This is a genomic window from Streptomyces galbus (assembly GCF_005280195.1).
In the GTDB taxonomy this organism is placed as follows: domain Bacteria; phylum Actinomycetota; class Actinomycetes; order Streptomycetales; family Streptomycetaceae; genus Streptomyces; species Streptomyces galbus.
In genome coordinates this window covers 53200-71096 of sequence record NZ_SZPR01000027.1, presented here as the reverse complement: position 1 = coordinate 71096, position 17897 = coordinate 53200, and the positions used below count along the sequence as shown (strand labels likewise).

14 protein-coding genes, 4 tRNA genes, 1 other RNA gene and 1 pseudogene are annotated in these 17897 nt (G+C 73.8%); 11 read left to right on the top strand and 9 right to left on the bottom strand.

All coding sequences use genetic code 11. The features are described from left to right. Positions 1-3 precede the first annotated feature (3 nt). The 5 genes and pseudogenes from E4U92_RS29770 to E4U92_RS29750 all read left to right on the top strand — a co-directional run bounded on the left by E4U92_RS29770 (position 4) and on the right by E4U92_RS29750 (position 3420). Complete coding sequence (locus E4U92_RS29770) at positions 4-198, top strand: hypothetical protein (protein WP_137303535.1); 195 nt, start codon at positions 4-6, stop codon at positions 196-198. Positions 199-223: 25 nt separating this feature from the next. Continuing rightward, positions 224-475, top strand: coding sequence for a SpdD protein (locus E4U92_RS29765; protein ID WP_137303534.1), 252 nt, complete (start codon positions 224-226; stop codon positions 473-475). A 158-nt stretch (positions 476-633) separates the two neighbouring features. Next, positions 634-1938 carry a replication initiator gene (locus E4U92_RS29760; RefSeq protein WP_137303533.1) on the top strand — a complete coding sequence of 435 codons (1305 nt, stop codon included), beginning with the start codon at positions 634-636 and terminating at the stop codon, positions 1936-1938. Beyond that, a complete protein-coding gene (locus E4U92_RS29755) occupies positions 1931-2164 on the top strand; it encodes an excisionase family DNA-binding protein (protein WP_137303532.1) in 234 nt (77 codons plus the stop codon). The genes E4U92_RS29760 and E4U92_RS29755 overlap by 8 nt, the downstream gene beginning before the upstream one ends. Before the next feature lie 9 nt (positions 2165-2173). Beyond that, positions 2174-3420: pseudogene (locus E4U92_RS29750) on the top strand (tyrosine-type recombinase/integrase). Positions 3421-3499: 79 nt separating this feature from the next. On the opposite strand, the gene E4U92_RS29745 reads toward E4U92_RS29750, so the two are convergent. Beyond that, positions 3500-3587: transfer RNA gene (locus tag E4U92_RS29745), tRNA-Ser, on the bottom strand. Positions 3588-3659: 72 nt separating this feature from the next. Between E4U92_RS29745 and ffs the strand changes: the two genes are divergently transcribed. The 6 genes from ffs to E4U92_RS29715 all read left to right on the top strand — a co-directional run bounded on the left by ffs (position 3660) and on the right by E4U92_RS29715 (position 12827). Then, an RNA gene (gene ffs / locus E4U92_RS29740) (signal recognition particle sRNA small type) lies at positions 3660-3758 on the top strand. Positions 3759-3921: 163 nt separating this feature from the next. Then, entirely contained in the window at positions 3922-6306 is a 2385-nt protein-coding gene (locus E4U92_RS29735; RefSeq protein ID WP_137303531.1) for a DNA polymerase III subunit gamma and tau, read from the top strand. A gap of 143 nt (positions 6307-6449) precedes the next feature. Continuing rightward, on the top strand, positions 6450-7703 hold the full coding sequence (gene purD, locus E4U92_RS29730; RefSeq protein WP_137303530.1) for a phosphoribosylamine--glycine ligase: 1254 nt from the start codon (positions 6450-6452) through the stop codon (positions 7701-7703). Between the two features lie 320 nt (positions 7704-8023). After that, positions 8024-9973 (top strand): hypothetical protein, encoded by a 1950-nt coding sequence (locus E4U92_RS29725; protein WP_137303600.1) that lies wholly within the window; start codon positions 8024-8026, stop codon positions 9971-9973. Positions 9974-10307: 334 nt separating this feature from the next. After that, entirely contained in the window at positions 10308-11798 is a 1491-nt protein-coding gene (locus E4U92_RS29720; protein WP_137303529.1) for a N,N-dimethylformamidase beta subunit family domain-containing protein, read from the top strand. A 129-nt stretch (positions 11799-11927) separates the two neighbouring features. Then, positions 11928-12827 (top strand): phosphoribosylaminoimidazolesuccinocarboxamide synthase, encoded by a 900-nt coding sequence (locus E4U92_RS29715; RefSeq protein WP_137303528.1) that lies wholly within the window; start codon positions 11928-11930, stop codon positions 12825-12827. A 70-nt stretch (positions 12828-12897) separates the two neighbouring features. Here E4U92_RS29715 and E4U92_RS29710 read toward each other — a convergent pair. From E4U92_RS29710 to E4U92_RS29675, 8 genes are all read right to left on the bottom strand, one after another. After that, positions 12898-12970, bottom strand: a tRNA-Gly gene (locus tag E4U92_RS29710). 22 nt (positions 12971-12992) lie between these two features. Then, the gene (locus tag E4U92_RS29705; RefSeq protein WP_137303527.1) at positions 12993-13601 is read right to left on the bottom strand and encodes a response regulator transcription factor; all 609 of its coding nucleotides are present in this window, start codon (positions 13599-13601) and stop codon (positions 12993-12995) included. Then, a complete protein-coding gene (locus E4U92_RS29700) occupies positions 13598-14920 on the bottom strand; it encodes a sensor histidine kinase (protein ID WP_137303526.1) in 1323 nt (440 codons plus the stop codon). Before E4U92_RS29700 ends, E4U92_RS29705 begins: the two co-directional genes overlap by 4 nt. Positions 14921-14943: 23 nt before the next feature. After that, the gene (locus E4U92_RS29695; protein ID WP_137303525.1) at positions 14944-15762 is read right to left on the bottom strand and encodes an ABC transporter permease; all 819 of its coding nucleotides are present in this window, start codon (positions 15760-15762) and stop codon (positions 14944-14946) included. Continuing rightward, a complete protein-coding gene (locus E4U92_RS29690; protein WP_137303524.1) occupies positions 15759-16772 on the bottom strand; it encodes an ABC transporter ATP-binding protein in 1014 nt (337 codons plus the stop codon). Before E4U92_RS29690 ends, E4U92_RS29695 begins: the two co-directional genes overlap by 4 nt. A 143-nt stretch (positions 16773-16915) precedes the next feature. Next, a tRNA-Gly gene (locus tag E4U92_RS29685) sits at positions 16916-16988 on the bottom strand. Positions 16989-17067: 79 nt separating this feature from the next. Further along, a tRNA-Gly gene (locus tag E4U92_RS29680) sits at positions 17068-17139 on the bottom strand. Positions 17140-17322: 183 nt separating this feature from the next. Beyond that, positions 17323-17640 (bottom strand): histone-like nucleoid-structuring protein Lsr2, encoded by a 318-nt coding sequence (locus E4U92_RS29675; RefSeq protein WP_137303523.1) that lies wholly within the window; start codon positions 17638-17640, stop codon positions 17323-17325. Positions 17641-17897: the final 257 nt, after the last annotated feature.

Sequence of the window (17897 nt, the reverse complement as noted above, 5' to 3'; positions counted from 1 at the left end):
CCCGTGACCGTCAGCCTGCCGCTCGTCGTCGTCCTCGGCTTCTTCGCCTGGGCGGCGATCAAGTTCCTCGGCGTCCGCGTCTGGATCGTCGTCCTGATCACCCTCTTCGGATTCTGGCTCTCGCGCACCTTCCTCGCCCCCGCCATCGAGTCCGGAACGCGGTCCGGCGTGGACGTCATAAACGGCTCAGATGACTAGACGAGTAGATAAGGAGAGTTCCGCCGTGTTCCTGCCCAAGTACCCGGACACCCCCACCCCGCCGCCCGCGCACACCCGCACCTCGGCTGATGTGGTCGCTCCCACCCGGCGGCCCACGCTCCCGGCCGTCTCCGTCAGCACCGGCGCCGTAGTTGCCGTGCTCACGGGTGGCGTCGTCCTCACCGCGCTCCTGGCCGCCGTCGCCGTCTCGGCCGTCTCGGTGGCCATCGCCGCCGTGGTCCTGCGCTCCCTGCTGCGTGAGCACAACCGGCGCTGAACGCGCCGACCCCGGGGGCGGCCCCGACACCGCCAAGCATCCGGCCGCCCTCGGGGCCCATCCCTCCTGACCGATCCAGCCAGAAGGAGACAGCCATCTTCACCCGCACCACCCCGCCCCCGCTCCCGGAACTCACCACGCTCGCCCAAGGCGGCACCCTGCCGGGCATCCTCCGGCAGCTCTCCGGGCTCGGCGGCTGCACCCATCCCATCCGCCTCGACGGCCACCGCACCGAGTACGACGTCGACGCCACGACCGGCGAGATCGGCCGCGTGCTTCAGCACCTGGACGCCTCTGACCTCCCGGCCGGCCAACTCCTCGTCCGCTGCAACAACCGCCGCACCACCCGCTGCCCGGCCTGCGCAGAGGTCTACCGCCGCGACACCTTCCACCTGATCACCGCCGGACTCCGGGGCGGCAAGGGCACCTCCGAACACGTCGCCACCCACCCCCGCGTCTTCGCCACCTTCACCGCCCCCGGCTTCGGCCCGGTCCACAACCGTCGCACTGACGGACGCCCCTGCCGCTGCGGCACCCGCCACGACCAGGACGACGAGGCGCTCGGCACGCCCCTCGACCCCGACACCTATGACTACGAAGCTGCCGTCCTCTGGAACGCCCACGCGGGCGCCCTCTGGCGCCGCTTCTCGACGTACCTCCGCCGGGAGGTCGCCAAGCGCGCGGGCCTGACCCAACGGCGCCTGCGGGACCATGCCCGCGTCTCGTTCGCCAAGGTCGCCGAGTACCAGAAGCGCGGCGCCGTCCACTTCCACGCGGTCATCCGCCTCGACGGCCCCGGTGGCGGTGAGACTCCGCCCCCGGCCTGGGCCACCGCCGAACTGCTGACCGACGCCATCTGCGCTGCCGCGTCCAAGGTTCGGGTCGACGGCCCGACCGTCGACGACCGGGCCCACACTTTCGCCTTCGGCCGCCAACTCGACGTCCGTACCATCCGATCCGCCGACTTCAACGACGGCCAGGAGCTCACCGAACGCGCCGTAGCGGCCTACATCGCCAAGTACGCCACCAAGGGAGCCGAGACCGCCACGGGAGCTCTCGACCGCCCACTTAAGTTCGCCGCCGAACTCGCCCAGCTCGACATCAGCGACCACGCCCGCCGCCTCGTCCGAACCGCCTGGACCCTTGGCGCCCGCAAGGACCTCGAACACCTCCGCCTGCGCGCCTGGGCCCACATGCTCGGCTTCCGCGGCCACTTCTCCACCAAGTCCCGCCGCTACTCCACGACCCTCGGTGCGCTCCGCGACGCTCGCGCCGAATGGCGACGTGCACAGGTCGCAGCGGCTACCGACGGCCTGAGCACCTACGGATATCCGGAGGTGGGCACGACCCTCGTCGTCGCCCACTGGGCCTTTGCCGGTACCGGCCTCTCCGATGCCGAAGCTTGGCTCGCCGCATCCCTCGAACCCGCCCCCGGCACGGAAGGAGAACCGACTCATGGCTGAGCCGCAAGCCACTGTCACCCCGCTGGACTCCCTCGACCCGTCCGTGGTCCTCCTGACCGTTGAGGAAGCCGCCCGGCGGCTCCGTATCGGCCGCACGACGTGCTTCCGGCTCGTCCTCGCCGGAGAGATCGAGTCGGTCACCGTGGGGCGGCTCCGCCGAGTCCCCGCCGACGCCCTGCCCGCGTACGTGGCCAAGTTGCGCCACCGACCCGCCCACGCGGCCTGAGGGGACGACATGGCAGACAAGAAGCGCACCCGGCAGCCCAACGGCGCCTCCTCGATCTACCTCGGCAAGGACGGCAAGTGGCACGGCCGTGTGACCGTCGGCCTCCGGGATGACGGCAAGCCCGACCGCCGCCACATCGAGCGGAAGACCAAGGCCGAGGTCACCAAGGCCGTCCGTGAGATGGAGCGGGCTCGCGACGACAAGAAGCTCAGGAAGCCGGGGCAGAGCTGGACGCTGCAAGCCTGGCTTGAGCACTGGGTGGAGAACATCGCCAAGCCGTATGTCTCCGAGAACACGTACGACGGCTATGAGGTCGACGTACGCGTGCACCTGGTGCCCGGCCTCGGTGCCCACAAGCTCGACCGCCTGGAGCCGGAGCACCTGGAACGCTTTTACCGGAGGATGCAGGAGTCCGGGAGCTCCGCCGGCACCGCTCACCACGTCCACCGGACGATCCGGGTCGCCCTCGGTGAGGCAGTGCGACGAGGACATGTGCCGACCAACGCGGCGGAGATCGCCAAGGCTCCGCGGCTCGAAGAGGCGGACATCGAGCCGTTCACGATCGAAGAGGTTCAGAGCCTCCTCGTCGAAGCGGCCAAGCTGCGCAACAGTGCCCGCTGGGTCGTCGCCCTGGCGCTCGGCCTGCGGCAGGGGGAAGCGCTCGGGCTGCACTGGGAGGACGTCGACCTCGACGCGGGATACGTCCGCATCCGGAAGAACCGGCTACGCCCCAAGTACGCGCACGGCTGCGGTGCCGAATCGTGCGGTCGGAAGGCTGGCTACTGCCCCGAGCGGGAGCAGATCCGTCGTGAGCACAAGTCCACCAAGTCCCGCGCCGGACGGCGCACCATCGGCCTGCCTGATCCGCTGATCAAGATCCTGCGCCAGCACCAGGAGGCCCAAGAGCGCGAACGGAACGCGGCCGGCGCGGACTGGGAAGGCAAGGGGTACGTCTTCGCCTCACCGACCGGCGGGCCGCTGAGCCCGAACACCGACTTCCACGTCTGGAAGCGGCTGCTGCGGGACGCCGGTGTCGGGACGGTCGTTGGCACGACGCTCGTCACACCGCGGAGACCGTCCTCCTGATCCTCGGGGTCCCGGACGTCGTGATCAACTCGATCATGGGCTGGGAGCCCGGAGGAGCAGCCCGGATGCGCGCCCGGTACATGCATGTGACGGGAGTCATGCTCCGCAAGGTCGCCCAGCAGGTCGGTGACGCGCTCTGGTCGCCGTCCAGCTCGGAAAAACTCGACTGAGACGGAAACTGAGACGGACAACGCCGAAGGGCCCCACCGCGAACGGTGGGGCCCTTCGACATCGTGCCCGGTGAGGCACTGGCGGAGGATACGAGATTCGAACTCGTGAGGGGTTGCCCCCAACACGCTTTCCAAGCGTGCGCCCTAGGCCTCTAGGCGAATCCTCCGCCGGAAACATTACATGACCGAGAGGAGTGCTCGCGAACTCGTTCAGGGGCCCTGGCATCGGGTAGCCTGTGCGAAGCCCCTCACGCGGCGCTATCTGACTGAACTCCCCCAGGGCCGGAAGGCAGCAAGGGTAGGTCGGCTCTGGCGGGTGCGTGGGGGGCGCTTGCGTTGCTGGGGGCGGTCGCTCCGGCACTTCCGCCGCCGGGCCTCCGGTCGTCCCAGGGCCCGGCGCCGATCCACCCTCGCCACCACCCCCCGCTCCAGCTCACAGCCGGGTACGAGGCCCGTCCCGGGCGGTCCGCTTTGTCAGTGGGCGCCATTAACCTCGTATGCGTGTCGTCTCTCGCGCTGTACCGCCGCTATCGCCCGGAGTCGTTCGCCGAGGTCATCGGGCAGGAGCATGTCACCGACCCGTTGCAGCAGGCGCTGCGGAACAACCGGGTCAATCACGCGTACCTGTTCAGCGGTCCGCGCGGTTGCGGCAAGACGACCAGTGCCCGCATCCTCGCCCGCTGCCTGAACTGCGAGAAGGGCCCCACCCCGACCCCCTGCGGCGAGTGCGACTCCTGCCGCGACCTCGCGCGCAACGGACCCGGTTCCATCGACGTCATCGAGATCGACGCGGCCTCCCACGGTGGCGTGGACGACGCCCGTGACCTGCGCGAGAAGGCGTTCTTCGGGCCGGCCCGCAGCCGTTACAAGATCTACATCATCGACGAGGCCCACATGGTCACGTCGGCCGGCTTCAACGCCCTGCTCAAGGTCGTCGAGGAGCCGCCCGAGCACCTGAAGTTCATCTTCGCCACCACCGAGCCCGAGAAGGTCATCGGCACCATCCGGTCCCGGACCCACCACTACCCCTTCCGGCTCGTCCCGCCCGGCACCCTCCGCGAGTACCTCGGCGAGGTCTGCCAGAAGGAGGCCATCCCCGTCGAGGAAGGCGTCCTGCCGCTCGTGGTGCGCGCCGGCGCCGGGTCCGTGCGTGACTCCATGTCCGTCATGGACCAGCTCCTGGCCGGAGCCGGCTCCGAGGGTGTGACCTACGCCATGGCCACCTCCCTCCTCGGCTACACCGAGGGCTCGCTCCTCGACTCCGTCGTCGAGGCGTTCGCCACCGGCGACGGCGCCGCCGCCTTCGAGGTCGTCGACCGCGTGATCGAGGGCGGCAACGACCCCCGCCGCTTCGTCGCCGACCTGCTGGAGCGCCTGCGCGACCTCGTCATCCTCGCCGCCGTCCCCGACGCCGCCGAGAAGGGCCTCATCGACGCCCCCGCCGACGTCCTGGAGCGCATGCAGGCGCAGGCCGACGTCTTCGGCGCCGCCGAGCTCAGCCGCGCCGCCGACCTCGTCAACGAGGGCCTCACCGAGATGCGCGGCGCCACCTCCCCGCGCCTCCAGCTCGAGCTCATCTGCGCCCGCGTCCTCCTGCCCGCCGCCTACGGCGACGAGCGCTCCCTCATGGCCCGCCTCGACCGCATCGAGCGCGGCGTGAACTTCTCCGCCGCCGCCCCGGCCGCCGGCCTGCCCGCCCTGGGCTACGCCCCCGGCCCCGAGGCCCACGCCCCCGGCGCCGCCGCACCGGCCGCACCCGCCGCGCCCGCGGCACCCGGTGGCGGTCCCGCCGCGGCCCGCGCCGCCGTACGGGGAGGCGCACCCGGCACTCCTGCGCCTGCGGCCACCTCCGCCCCGGCCCCCGCCCAGGCGCCCCCCGCTCCGGCTCCCGCAGGCCCTACGAGCCCCGCCCCCGCCCCGGCACCCGCGCCCACCCCCCAGCCGGCCGCCGACCCCACCCCCGCCCCGGCGGCCCAGCAGCCCGCGCCCCCGGCCGCCCCGGGCGCCTGGCCCACCGCCACCGCCGCGGGCAGCGGCCGCCGCCCCGGTGGCTGGCCCACGCCCGCGGCAGCGGGCACGCCCGGCGCCGCCCAGCCGGGGACCGGCACCCGTGCCACCCCTTCGGCTCCTACGACTGCGACGCCCTCCCCGGCCACCGCCGCGCAGCCCTCCGCCCCGCCGGCTCCCGCACCGGCCCCGCCCGCCGCCTACGCACCCCCCGCCGGCGGCCTGGACCCGCGTACCCTCTGGCCGAACATCCTCGAAGCCGTCAAGAACCGCCGCCGCTTCACCTGGATCCTGCTCAGCCAGAACGCCCACGTGGCCGGCTTCGACGGCACCACCCTGCAGATCGGCTTCGTCAACTCCGGCGCCCGCGACAACTTCTCCGGCAGCGGCAGCGAGGACGTGCTGCGCCAGGCGCTGGTCGAGCAGTTCAACGTCCACTGGAAGATCGACGCGATCGTCGACCCCTCGGGCGGCTCCGGCGGCGGGGGCCCGGCCCCCGTCCCGGGCGGCTTCGGCGGCCCCTCGGCGGGCTACGGCGCCCCGGCGACCGCCCCCGGCGGCCACGGCACTCCCGGCGGTCCCGGTGGCCATGGTGGTCCCGGCGGCCCGGGGGGCTACGGCGGCGCACCCGCCCCCTCGGCCACCCATGCCTCCGGCCCCACCGCGTCGTCCCCAGCCGCCACCGCCCGCCCCACGGCAGCCCCGGCGCCGACGCAGCCCGGCCCCGCGTCCCGCCCCTCCGCCCCGGAGCCGGTCGCCCCCGAGGACGACACCCCGGAGGACGACGACCCCGACCTCAACGAGTCGGCCCTCTCCGGCCACGAACTGATCGTCCGCGAGCTCGGCGCCACGGTGGTGGAGGAGTACACCAACGAGTAGCCGGCGGGGGCACCGCGCCGCGCGGCCCCCGCCCTTCAGGCCCGGCCCCGCACCAGGCGCCTTGGAGGAACCTCCAGGCCCCCTACAGCCCGCCCCTCGGACACCCGCACAACCCCCGCCGCCATCCCGGTTACGCTGGGCGCGTGAACGTCCTCGTCATCGGCAGCGGCGCCCGCGAACACGCCCTGTGCCGCTCCCTGTCCCTCGACCCCGCCGTCACCGCGCTCCACTGCGCGCCCGGCAACGCCGGCATCGCCGAGGTCGCCGAGCTGCACCCGGTCGACGCCCTCGACGGTGCCGCCGTCACCGCACTGGCCCGGGACCTCGGCGCCGGGCTGGTGGTCGTGGGTCCGGAGGCCCCGCTGGTCGCGGGCGTCGCCGACGCGGTGCGCGAGGCGGGCATCCCGGTGTTCGGCCCGTCGAAGGAGGCCGCGCGGCTGGAGGGCTCCAAGGCGTTCGCCAAGGACGTGATGGCCGCGGCCGGCGTCCCCACGGCCCGCAGCTACGTGTGCACCACCGCCGACGAGGTCGCCGTGGCGCTGGACGCCTTCGGCGCGCCGTACGTCGTCAAGGACGACGGCCTCGCGGCGGGCAAGGGCGTCGTGGTGACCGACGACGTCGAGGCGGCCAGGGCGCACGCGGCGGCCTGCGAGCGCGTGGTGATCGAGGAGTACCTGGACGGCCCCGAGGTCTCCCTCTTCGCGGTCACCGACGGCGAGACGGTCGTCCCCCTCCAGCCCGCCCAGGACTTCAAGCGCGCCCTCGACGGCGACGAGGGCCCGAACACGGGCGGCATGGGCGCGTACTCCCCGCTGCCCTGGGCCGACCCCAAGCTGGTCGACGAGGTCATGGAGACCGTGCTCCAGCCGACCGTGGACGAGATGCGCCGCCGGGGCACGCCCTTCTCGGGCCTGCTGTACGCCGGTCTCGCGATCACCTCGCGCGGGGTGCGGGTCATCGAGTTCAACGCCCGCTTCGGCGACCCCGAGACCCAGGTGGTCCTGGCCCGGCTGAAGACGCCGCTGGCCGGCCTGCTGACGGCCGCCGCCACGGGCACCCTCGCCCACCTGGAGCCGCTGCGCTGGAGCGAGGACGCGGCCGTCACGGTCGTCGTCGCCTCGCACAACTACCCCGGCACCCCGCGCACCGGCGACCCGATCACCGGCCTCGCCGAGGTGGCCGCGCAGGACGCCCCGCACGCGTACGTCCTGCACGCCGGCACCGAGCACGACGGTGACGCGGTCGTCAGCGCCGGCGGCCGCGTCCTGTCGGTCACGGCGACCGGCGCGGACCTCACCCAGGCCCGCGAGCGCGCGTACCGGGCCGTCGGCCGCATCGGCCTGGACGGCTCCCAGCACCGCACGGACATCGCGGCGAAGGCGGCGGCGGGGGAGTAGACCGCGATTGCAGGAGAACTCAGCTGAACCCCTCGGGCCCCGGATCCGTCTCACGATCCGGGGCCTGATCCTTGCCCTGCGTCATCCACCTTTCCCCAAAGCCATTCCATCGAGTGAGCGGTGTCCTATCCGGCTGACGGGGGCCGGGGCGCCAACTAGGGTGCCGCGCAAGCGTTCCGGCACTTGGCCCACCGGCATTGCGATGTCAGTGGCGGGTGCCACAGTGGGGGAGTGAGCAAGACCAGCAGAGCCGCCACCGGCACGGCCGGTGGGGCCAGGACCGCGGGGAGGGGGTGACGCCGGTCGTGACCGGGATCGGGATGGGCTCGGAGATGGGCGCGCAGGCCGCGCGCGCCCGGGCGGTCGCCGTGCTGCGCATCCGCGGCCGCGCGCTCGCGGTGGCGCTGCTGCCCGCCGCGGCGGCCGTGATCCTCGTCGCCGGCGGCACCAGCGGCCACCTGCCGGGCCCCGGCTGGGACGCCGCCCGCGCGGTGGTGAGCGCCGTCGCGCTGGTCGTCCTGATCGCCGCCGGGGTCATCGCCCTGGTCGTCGCCCGCGCCCGCCCGGCCGTCAGCCCGACCGTCCCGATCGCCGAGGACGCCGCCCCGGACCTGTACCGGCTGGTGCGCGACCTGGCCGACCGCCTGGACGTCCCGGCGCCCTCCGCCATAGCGCTCACCCCGGACTGCGACAGCTGGCTGGAGGACCGCACCCACCCGGCCCACGGCCCGCCCGCGCGCGAGGAGCGCGACGAGCTGGCGGACCCGTCCGGCGCACGCCGCCCGCACCGCCGTACGGCCGCGCCCGTGCTGGTCATCGGCTCCCCGTTCCTGTGGTGGATGCGCGTCGGCGAGCTGCGCGCGGTCCTCGCCCCGGTCGTCGCCGGTACGGGCCCGTCGGCGCACCCCGACATAGCGGCGGCCCGGCGCTTCGTGCGCGGTCTGGACGCCGCGGTGGCCACCGCGGCGGACCGCGGCCGATGTCCGGCGTTCCGGCTGGCCTGCGCGGGGATCGGCTGGGTGGCGCGGCTGCTCCTGCGCAGTTGCCGCCAGCACGCGGCGGAGATGGAGCGGGGTGTGGCCGCCGCGGCCGCCGAGCGGGCCCAGGCCGTGGACTACGGGGTGCGGATCGTCGCCCAGGAGCAGGTGGGCCTGGCGTACGCCGGCTGGGACCGGCTCCTCACGCGCGTGGCGCTGCCCGCCTGGCGGATGGGCCGCTGGCCCTCCCGGCTGGACGCGGGCGTCGTCGCGGCCCTGACCGAGCTGTCCCGGCGCGACCGGCTGGCCGAGGGGTTCGCCACCCGGCTGGGCGAGCGGCCGGCCTGCGACCTGCTGGAGGAACCCGGCACCGTCGACGAGGCCGCCTCCCTGCTCGCCGCCCGGCTGTTCCACGGCGGCCCGGCCGAGTGCGGGCCCGACTGGGCGCCGGTGGACTGGTCGGAGTACCCTGAGGAGGTCGTCGACCGCAAGTGGCGCACCGACGCCGCCCGCCTCCACCGCGTCCTGGACGCCCTGGGCGTACGCCGGACACCGGACCCCACGGCCCACGACCCGAACGGCCCGACGCTCTCCCGCGTCCTGGACCACCTGGCGACACCCGACCGCGCCGACCACGGATCCCCACCCGGGCCGCACGCGGCGCAACCGACCCACGCCCCGCACAGGCCGCACTCCGGTCACGAAGACCCCGGCCCGACCGAGCACCCGGGCCCGACCGAGCACTCGGACGCGCCGCAGCACCCGGGCGTGCCGCAGCACCCCGGCGACCTGCGCGCCCCCGCCCCCGAGATCGGCACCGACTGGGACGCCGACGCCGACGCCGACGCCGACATCGACGCGGACCCGGAGGCAGGCGCCGACACCCCCCGCACCGCCGCCCTCGCCGCCCGCCTGAGCGCCGAACTCGCCCGCGAGGAGGCCGCCGCGCCCTCCGCCCCCGCGCCCGGCACGGCATCCTCCGGCCAGGCGGGCCCCGACGCGCTCTGGGACGTCGGCGCGCTGCCCCTCTTCCCGCTCCAGCCGCCGCGCACCGAGCGCGAGCTGCTCGCCGACCACGTCACCGCGATGGTGTGCTGCGCCGCGATGGACACCGCCGGGGCCCAGCCGGGCCTGGACTGGCTGGACGGCCCGACCCTGCTGGTCGGCGGGGAGCGGGCCACCGACCTGGCGCCCAGGGTCCTCAGTCTCGTGGAGGACGGTGACCCGGGCCCCCTGCGGGCCTGGCTCAGCGACCTCGGTATACGCCCCGAGAAGCCCGTACGCCTCGTCTGACCAGGCGTGGATCACCCCTGAACGATCGGAAGGCCGGATTCCACTTTCGGTCAATTCGCGACGACCAGTGACAGTGCGCGTGCGTTATGTGATGTGCTGGGACCGATCCCGCCCTTGGCATGGGCGGCTGACATAAGACACACCGACGCGGGACGAAGCGACGACGACCGAGCGAACGACGCACGACAGGGCGACCGCACACCAGGGCGAGCGCAGAGGCAGCGACCGCACGACACAGCGACCGCACCACGCAGCGACACGCACGAACAGCGCGACCGCACGACCGAGCGACCGCACGCGTCCACGACCCGGGGGCAAGAGGGAGGGGAAGGACATGGGACCGGAGCAGATCCGCCGATGGGAGTCGGGAGCGCTGGCCCACGCCGTGACGGACCCCTTCGGCCAGGGCCCCGTCCCCTGGCTGCGCGGCAACGTGACGTACTTCGACGACACCGGCCAGGTCGTCCCCTGGTACGTGGACGGGCAGGCCCACCTGCCGGCCGCCGGCGTCCCGAGGATCCCGGCGCCCCGCACGGCCGGCCCCCGCTCCGCCGACGACGTGCACCGCCAGATCAAGGGCTTCACCTCCACCGGCGCGGTCGCCCCGGGCGAGGCCGTGGACTTCCACGTGACGGTCGACCCGCCGCAGGAGTTCAGCGTCGACGTCTACCGCATCGGCCACTACGACGGCGTCGGAGCGGCCAAGATCACCACCAGCCCCCGGCTGTCCGGCATCGTCCAGCCGCCGCCGCTCACCGCCGACCGGACGGTGTCCTGCCACCACTGGTGGCTGTCGTGGCGGCTGCAGATCCCGTCGTACTGGAACGTCGGCGCGTACGTCGCCGTCCTCACCACCGCGGACGGCTACCGCTCGCACGTGCCGTTCACCGTCCGCGACGACCGCCGCGCGGACCTGCTCCTGCTGCTGCCGGACATCACCTGGCAGGCGTACAACCTCTACCCGGAGGACGGCCGCACGGGCGCCAGCCTCTACCACGCCTGGGACGAGGACGGCCGGCTCCTCGGTGAGGCCGACGCCGCGACCACGGTCTCCTTCGACCGCCCGTACGCGGGCGCCGGCCTGCCCCTGCACGTCGGCCACGCCTACGACGTGATCCGCTGGGCGGAACGGTACGGCTACGACCTCGCCTACGCCGACGCCCGCGACCTGCACGCCGGCCTGGTGGACCCGACCCGCTACCGGGGCCTGGTGTTCCCCGGCCACGACGAGTACTGGTCCGTCCCGATGCGCCGCACGGTCGAGCGGGCCCGCGACAGCGGCACCTCGCTGGTGTTCCTCTCCGCCAACACCCTGTACTGGCAGGTCGAGCTGGGGCCGTCCCCGTCCGGCGTGCCGAGCCGGCTGCTGACCTGCCGCAAGCGCAAGGGCCCCGGCAGGCCGGTGCTGTGGCGCGAGGTGGACCGCCCGGAGCAGCAGCTCCTCGGCATCCAGTACGCGGGCCGGGTGCCCGAGCCGCACCCGATGATCGTCCGCAACGCCGGCCACTGGCTGTGGGAGGCCACCGGTGCGCACGAGGGCGACGAGATCCCGGGCCTGGTCGCGGGCGAGGCCGACCGGTACTTCCCGCGCACCCCGCTGCCGGAGCACGAGGAGCGCATCCTGCTCGCGCACTCCCCGTACACCGACACCGAGGGTGTCCTGCGCCACCAGGAGACGTCGCTGTACCGGGCCCCCTCCGGCGCCCTGGTGTTCGCGTCCGGCACCTTCGCCTGGTCCCCGGCCCTGGACCGCCCCGGCCACACCGACACCCGCATCCAGCGCGCCACGGCCAACCTCCTGGACCGCATCTGCAAACGCGACTGACCCGACCGACCCGGCGCCCGGCCGCACCCGCGGGCCGGGCCGCACCGGGCCCCTCGCTCGCCCCGCCGTCCGCCGCCCCTCCCCGATACGGGACAATCGAGCCATTGGCCAGAACCACGGGGAGGAACCGTGTCCGGATTCGTAGAAAAGCCCGAGCCGATCGAGGTTCCGGGCCTGGTGCACCTCCACACCGGCAAGGTGCGCGAGCTGTACCAGAACGAGGCGGGCGACCTCGTGATGGTCGCCAGCGACCGTACGTCCGCGTACGACTGGGTGCTGCCCACCGAGATCCCGGACAAGGGCCGGATCCTCACGCAGCTCTCCCTGTGGTGGTTCGACCGGCTAGCCGACCTGGTCCCGCACCACGTGATCAGCACCGACGTCCCGGCCGGCGCCCCCGCCGACTGGGCCGGCCGCACGCTGGTCTGCAAGTCCCTGACGATGGTCCCCGTGGAGTGCGTGGCCCGCGGCTACCTCACCGGCTCGGGGCTCGCCGAGTACGACGAGAGCCGCACCGTCTGCGGTCTGGCGCTCCCCGAGGGCCTGGTCGACGGCAGCGAGCTGCCCGGCCCGATCTTCACCCCGGCGACCAAGGCCGCGGTCGGCGACCACGACGAGAACGTCTCCTACGAGGAGGTCGCCCGCCAGGTCGGCGCCGAGACCGCCGCCCAGCTCCGCCAGGCGACCCTCGCCGTCTACGGCCGCGCCCGGGACATCGCCCGGGACCGGGGGATCATCCTGGCCGACACCAAGTTCGAGTTCGGCTTCGACGGGGACACGCTGGTCATCGCCGACGAGGTGCTCACCCCCGACTCCTCCCGCTTCTGGCCGGCCGACCAGTGGGAGCCGGGCCGCGCGCAGCCGTCGTTCGACAAGCAGTTCGTGCGCGACTGGCTGACCTCGCCGGAGTCCGGCTGGGACCGTGCGAGCGAGCAGCCGCCGCCCGCGCTGCCGCAGCACGTCGTGGACGCGACCCGCGCCAAGTACGTCGAGGCGTACGAGCGGCTGACCGGCACGAGCTGGAGCTGACGGCACCACGGCGCGACGCGCGGCCGTACGACGAAGGCCCCGGTTCGGTGAACCGGGGCCTTCGGTGACGAGCGGACGACGAGGCTCGAACTCGCGACCTCAACCTTGGCAAGGTTGCGCTCTACCAACTGAGCTACGTCCGCATGCGCCGTGGCGCGGAGGTAACTATACCCAACCCCGCTCACGGGCGAGACGCACCGCCGCGTGACGGTTGTCCGCCCCGAGCTTGGAGACGGCCGACGAGAGGTAGTTGCGCACCGTCCCCGGGGACAGCGCCGCCCGCTCGGCGATCTCCGTGACGGGCGCGCCGTCCGCGGCCAGTTCGAGCACCTCGGCCTCGCGCGAGGTCAGCGGGGAGTCGCCTGCGGCGATGGCATCGGCGGCCAACTCGGGGTCGACGTAACGGTTCCCGGCGTGCACCGTGCGGATGATCTCCGCGAGCCGCCGGGCGCTCACCGTCTTCGGGACGAACCCCCGCACTCCGGCCGCGAGCGCCCGCTTCAGGTGGCCGGGGCGGCCGTGGCTGGTGACGATCAGGACCCGGCAGCCGGGCAGTTCGGTGCGCAGCGATGTGGCGACCTTCACACCGTCGGCGCCGGGCATCTGCAGGTCCAGTACGGCGACGTCCGGTGCGTGGGCGCGGGCCATCGCCAGCGCCTCGGGCCCGTCGGCGGCCTCGGCGACGACGGCGAGGTCGTCCTCCAGCGCGAGCAGCGCGGCCAGCGCGCCCCGGATGAGGTGCTCGTCGTCGGCGAGCAGCACCCGCACGGTCACGACGCCTCCCCCTTCACGAACCGCACGAAGGCATCACGCCCCGGGCGCACCCCGGCGTCCTCGGCCTCCGCCGGCATCCCGGGGCGCCCCGCCCCCGACGCGGTGCCGGGAAGCGGTCCCGGCGCCCCCAACGGCACCTCGGCCACCACGCGGAACACGCCCTCCCCCACGGGCCCGGCCTCCAGCGTCCCGTCCACCGCCCGCAGCCGCTCCCGCAGCCCGGCGAGCCCCGAGCCGCCCCCGTCCGCGGCGGGTCGGGCCCCGTCGTTCTCCACCGCCAGCACCACGCGCTCCCGTGTCGTCGTCAGCCGGACCGAGCACCGCCCGGCGTCACCGTGCCGCAGCACGTTCGTGGTCGCCTCCCGGACCACCCACGCCAGTGCCGACTGCACCTCGGCGGGCAGCCCCTCGGGGTCGCCGTCGACCGCGCAGGCGATCCCGGCGGCCGCCAACACCCCGCGGGCGCCGGTCAGTTCGACGGCGAGGTCCGCCTCCCGGTACCCGCGCACCACGTCCCGCACCTCCCGCTGCGACTCCCGCGCGATCCGCTGGACCTCGACCATCTGCTCCACCGCCTCCGGCCGCCCCCGCCGGGCCAGTTGGACGGCCAGCTCGCTCTTCAGGGCGATCACCGCGAGGTTGCGTCCCATCACGTCGTGCAGGTCCCGCCCGAACCGCAGCCGTTCCTCGGCGACCGCCAGCCGCGCCCGGGTCTCGCGGGCCTCGTCGAGCGCGTAGACGGCGTCGAGGAGCCACACCGAGAACACGGACGTGAACGCGAGGAACCCGGCGGCCACCAGCACGATCAGCGAGGTCACCAGCGCGGCCGGCGCCGACATGCCCAGCGGGAGCGCCACGGCGCCGGAGCCCGCCGCGAAGCCGCCCACGACCGCGAGCACCCGGCGGCGGTTGCGCATCCCCAGCGCGACGACCCCGGCGCCGAAGACCAGCACCACGCCGAAGACACTGCCGGCGGCGGTGTCGGCGCTCTCCCGGTCCGGCCCGCGTTCGGACACGACCAGGGCGATCACGGCGACGGCCAGGGTGACGCAGGCCATCACCCACAGCAGCCGCACCGGCCGCGGACGCCGGCCCCGGGTCCAGTCCAGCGCCCGTGACGCGGTCACCATGCAGAGCGCGGCGTGCGCGGCGACCAGCGTCAGCAGCCAGCCGCCCAGCGCGTGGCCCAGCTCGCCGAGCAGCGGCAGCCCGACCGCCAGCACCTCGACCACCCCGAACGTGTGGAACGACAGCCGGGTGTACGTCTCCACCTTCTGCGGCGTGGTCTTGCCCCGCCACCAGCCCCGCGGCCCGCGCATACGTCCCTCGCCCTCCCCCGTGGTCAGCGCCGGGGCTCCCAGCGGAACCACCGCCGTACAGCAAACACCGCGAGGACGATCCAGGCCAGCGCCGTCGCGACGGCCCCCAGCGCCTCGTACGCGGACAGGTCGCCGGTCCAGCCGCCGCGGACCAGGGTGATCACCGGGGACAGCGGCAGCAGCGCGCAGACCGAGGCGAGCCGGTCGGGGAGCAGCTCCAGCGGGACGGTCACCCCGGACAGCGTCATCGACAGGAGCACCAGCGGCAGCGTCGTGACCTGCGCGCTCTCCACGGTCCGGGTCACCGCGGCGGTCACCGCCCCGAGTGCCGCGCACAGCACCAGGCCCAGCAGCAGCCCGAGGACGGCCAGGTGCGGTGCCTCCGGCGCGGGCACGTCCAGCACGACCGTGCAGGCCGCCGCCAGCACCAGCGACTGCACCAGAGCGGTGACCACGACCGGCAGCGACGCCCCGGCGAGGATCTCGGCGTCCCGCGGCTCCCCGGTGCGCAGCCGCTTCAGCACCAGTTCCTCGCGCCGTGCGGTGCAGATGCCGACCAGCGCGCCGTAGACCCCGAACAGCAGCGAGAAGCCGATCGAGGCGGGCAGCATCACCAGCCCGACGCTGAGTCCGACGTCGTCGAGGTCCATCTGCGAGACGGCCGAGCGCAACGCGAGCGGCAGCGCCAGCGGCACGAGCACGGCGGAGAGGAGCGTGCTCCTGCTGCGCCCGAGCAACGTCAGTTCGGCCCGCGCGAGGGCGGCCATCCGCCGCGCGGGCGTGGCCACCGGCCCGCGCCCCACGCCTCGCGCCCCCACACCCACATCCACACCGTTGCTCATACGACCCGCTCCTCAGCCCTCTCCGACCCCGACCCCGGAGCCGACTCCGATCCCAGGCCGGCCGCCCCGGAACCCCCCGCCCCCGACGCCTCCCGCGCGATCCCCAGGAACGCCTCCTCCAGCGAGGCCGGCCGCACGTCCAGCGCGCGCAGCTCCACCCTGGCCCGTTCGGCCCACACCAGCACCGCGGTGGCCGTCCGCTGCAGCTCATGGGTGCGCAGCCGTACGAGCCGCCCGCGGACCTCGTGTCCGCTCACGCCGAGTGCGGAGAGCGGGGGCAGGTCGCCGACGAAGTACCCCTCGGGCAGCTCGAAGGAGATACGGGACGGCTGGGCCGCGGTGACCTCGGCCGGTGTCCCGGCGGCCGCGACGCGCCCCTGGTGCAGGATGGCCAGCCGGTCGGCCAGGCCCTCCGCCTCCTCCAGGTAGTGCGTGGTGAGCAGCACGGTCGTACCGGCGTCGCGCAGGGCCCGGACCAGGTCCCAGGTGGCCCGGCGGCCCTCGGCGTCGAGCCCGGTCGTGGGCTCGTCGAGGAACAGCACCTCGGGGTCGCCGAGCAGGGCGAGCGCCAGGTCGAGCCGGCGCCGTTCACCCCCGGAGAGCTGCTTCACGCGCACCCCGGCCTTGGCGTCGAGGCCGACCAGCCCGAGGGCCTCGGGCACGGGCCGGGCGCCGCTGACGCAGCCGGCCCACATCCGCGCGGTCTCGGCGACGGTCAGTTCGGAGGGGAAGCCGCCCTCCTGAAGCATCACCCCGGTCCGCGGCCGTACCAGCGCCCGCTCGGCGTGCGGGTCGTGGCCGAGGACCCGGACCCGGCCGCCGCTGGGCGGGGCGAGGCCCTCCAGCACTTCGACCGTGGAGGTCTTCCCCGCGCCGTTGGTGCCGAGCAGCGCGAAGACCTCGCCCCGGCCGACGTGGAAGTCGATGCCGCGGACCGCCTCGAACCCGCCCCCGTACACACGCCGGAGGCCGGTGACCTCAATCACGTGTTCGTGTTCGTCGGTGTTCATGGGACCAGCCTCCGGGCGGTTCCGGGAGGGGAGCAGTGCGCGGTGTCACGAGTCCGCGTGACAAATGTCAGACACGGCGGGCGGACGCAGGAAGCGGGCGCACGAAAAAGACCCCGGTCCGATGGACCGGGGTCTCGTTCCCGAGCGGACGACGAGGCTCGAACTCGCGACCTCAACCTTGGCAAGGTTGCGCTCTACCAACTGAGCTACGTCCGCATTGCCCCCGACCGGCTCTCACCGATCGGTGCGGCACCAGCCTACCCGATCCACGGCAGTGGTCCGGACGGCGGTGCGGAGCGGGTGACAGGAATTGCACACTGCGCCTTCCCCCTGGAAGGGGGATGTTCTGCTACTGAACTACACCCGCGCGGCCTGTGTGAGCTGGGCTTTTCGGCCCTGCCCGGCGGCGTGCTCCAGACATTAGCCGATCGTGTGGGGGGTAGCGCAAGTCGGTTGCCCCCGGGGCCCGTCGGGCGGGTCCCGGGGCGGCGCGCGGCACCGTCCGGTGGGCGGCGCGGCCGCCGTTCCCGAACGGGTGTGCCCCGCGCCCCTACTGGGCCGCGGCGAAGGCCTCGTACACCTTCTTGGGGATCCGGCCGCGGGCCGGGACGTCCATCTTGTTGGCCTGCGCCCAGGCCCGGACGGCTGCGGGGTCGGGGGCGACCTCCGTCTGCTGGTACGCCTTGCCGGACCTGGCCCGCTTGCGGCCGGCCTCCACGTAGGGGGCGAGCGCCTTGCGCAGCTTCCCGGCATTGGCTTCATTCAGGTCGATCTCGTACGACTTGCCGTCGAGTCCGAAGGCGATCGTTTCCGCCGCTTCCGAGCCGTCGATGTCGTCAAAGAGAGTGACCACGACCTTCTGCGCCACGAATATCGGTCCCTTCGTACGGCACGTCGATACAGCTCATCCGGCGATGACGTGCCGAGTATCGGCTATTGCCAATTCATTTGTACAGTGCCCGGCAATGCATTGTGAAGCCCGACTAAATCTCTTGGCGTGTCCGAGCGCAATACCTGTCGCGAGGCGATCGGGGATCTTTCCCGTAACTTTTCCCCGGCACACCTGGACCCGGGGGCGTCGTGACGCCCCTCACGTAGCTTCCTACAACTCTACCCGCGTAGAAA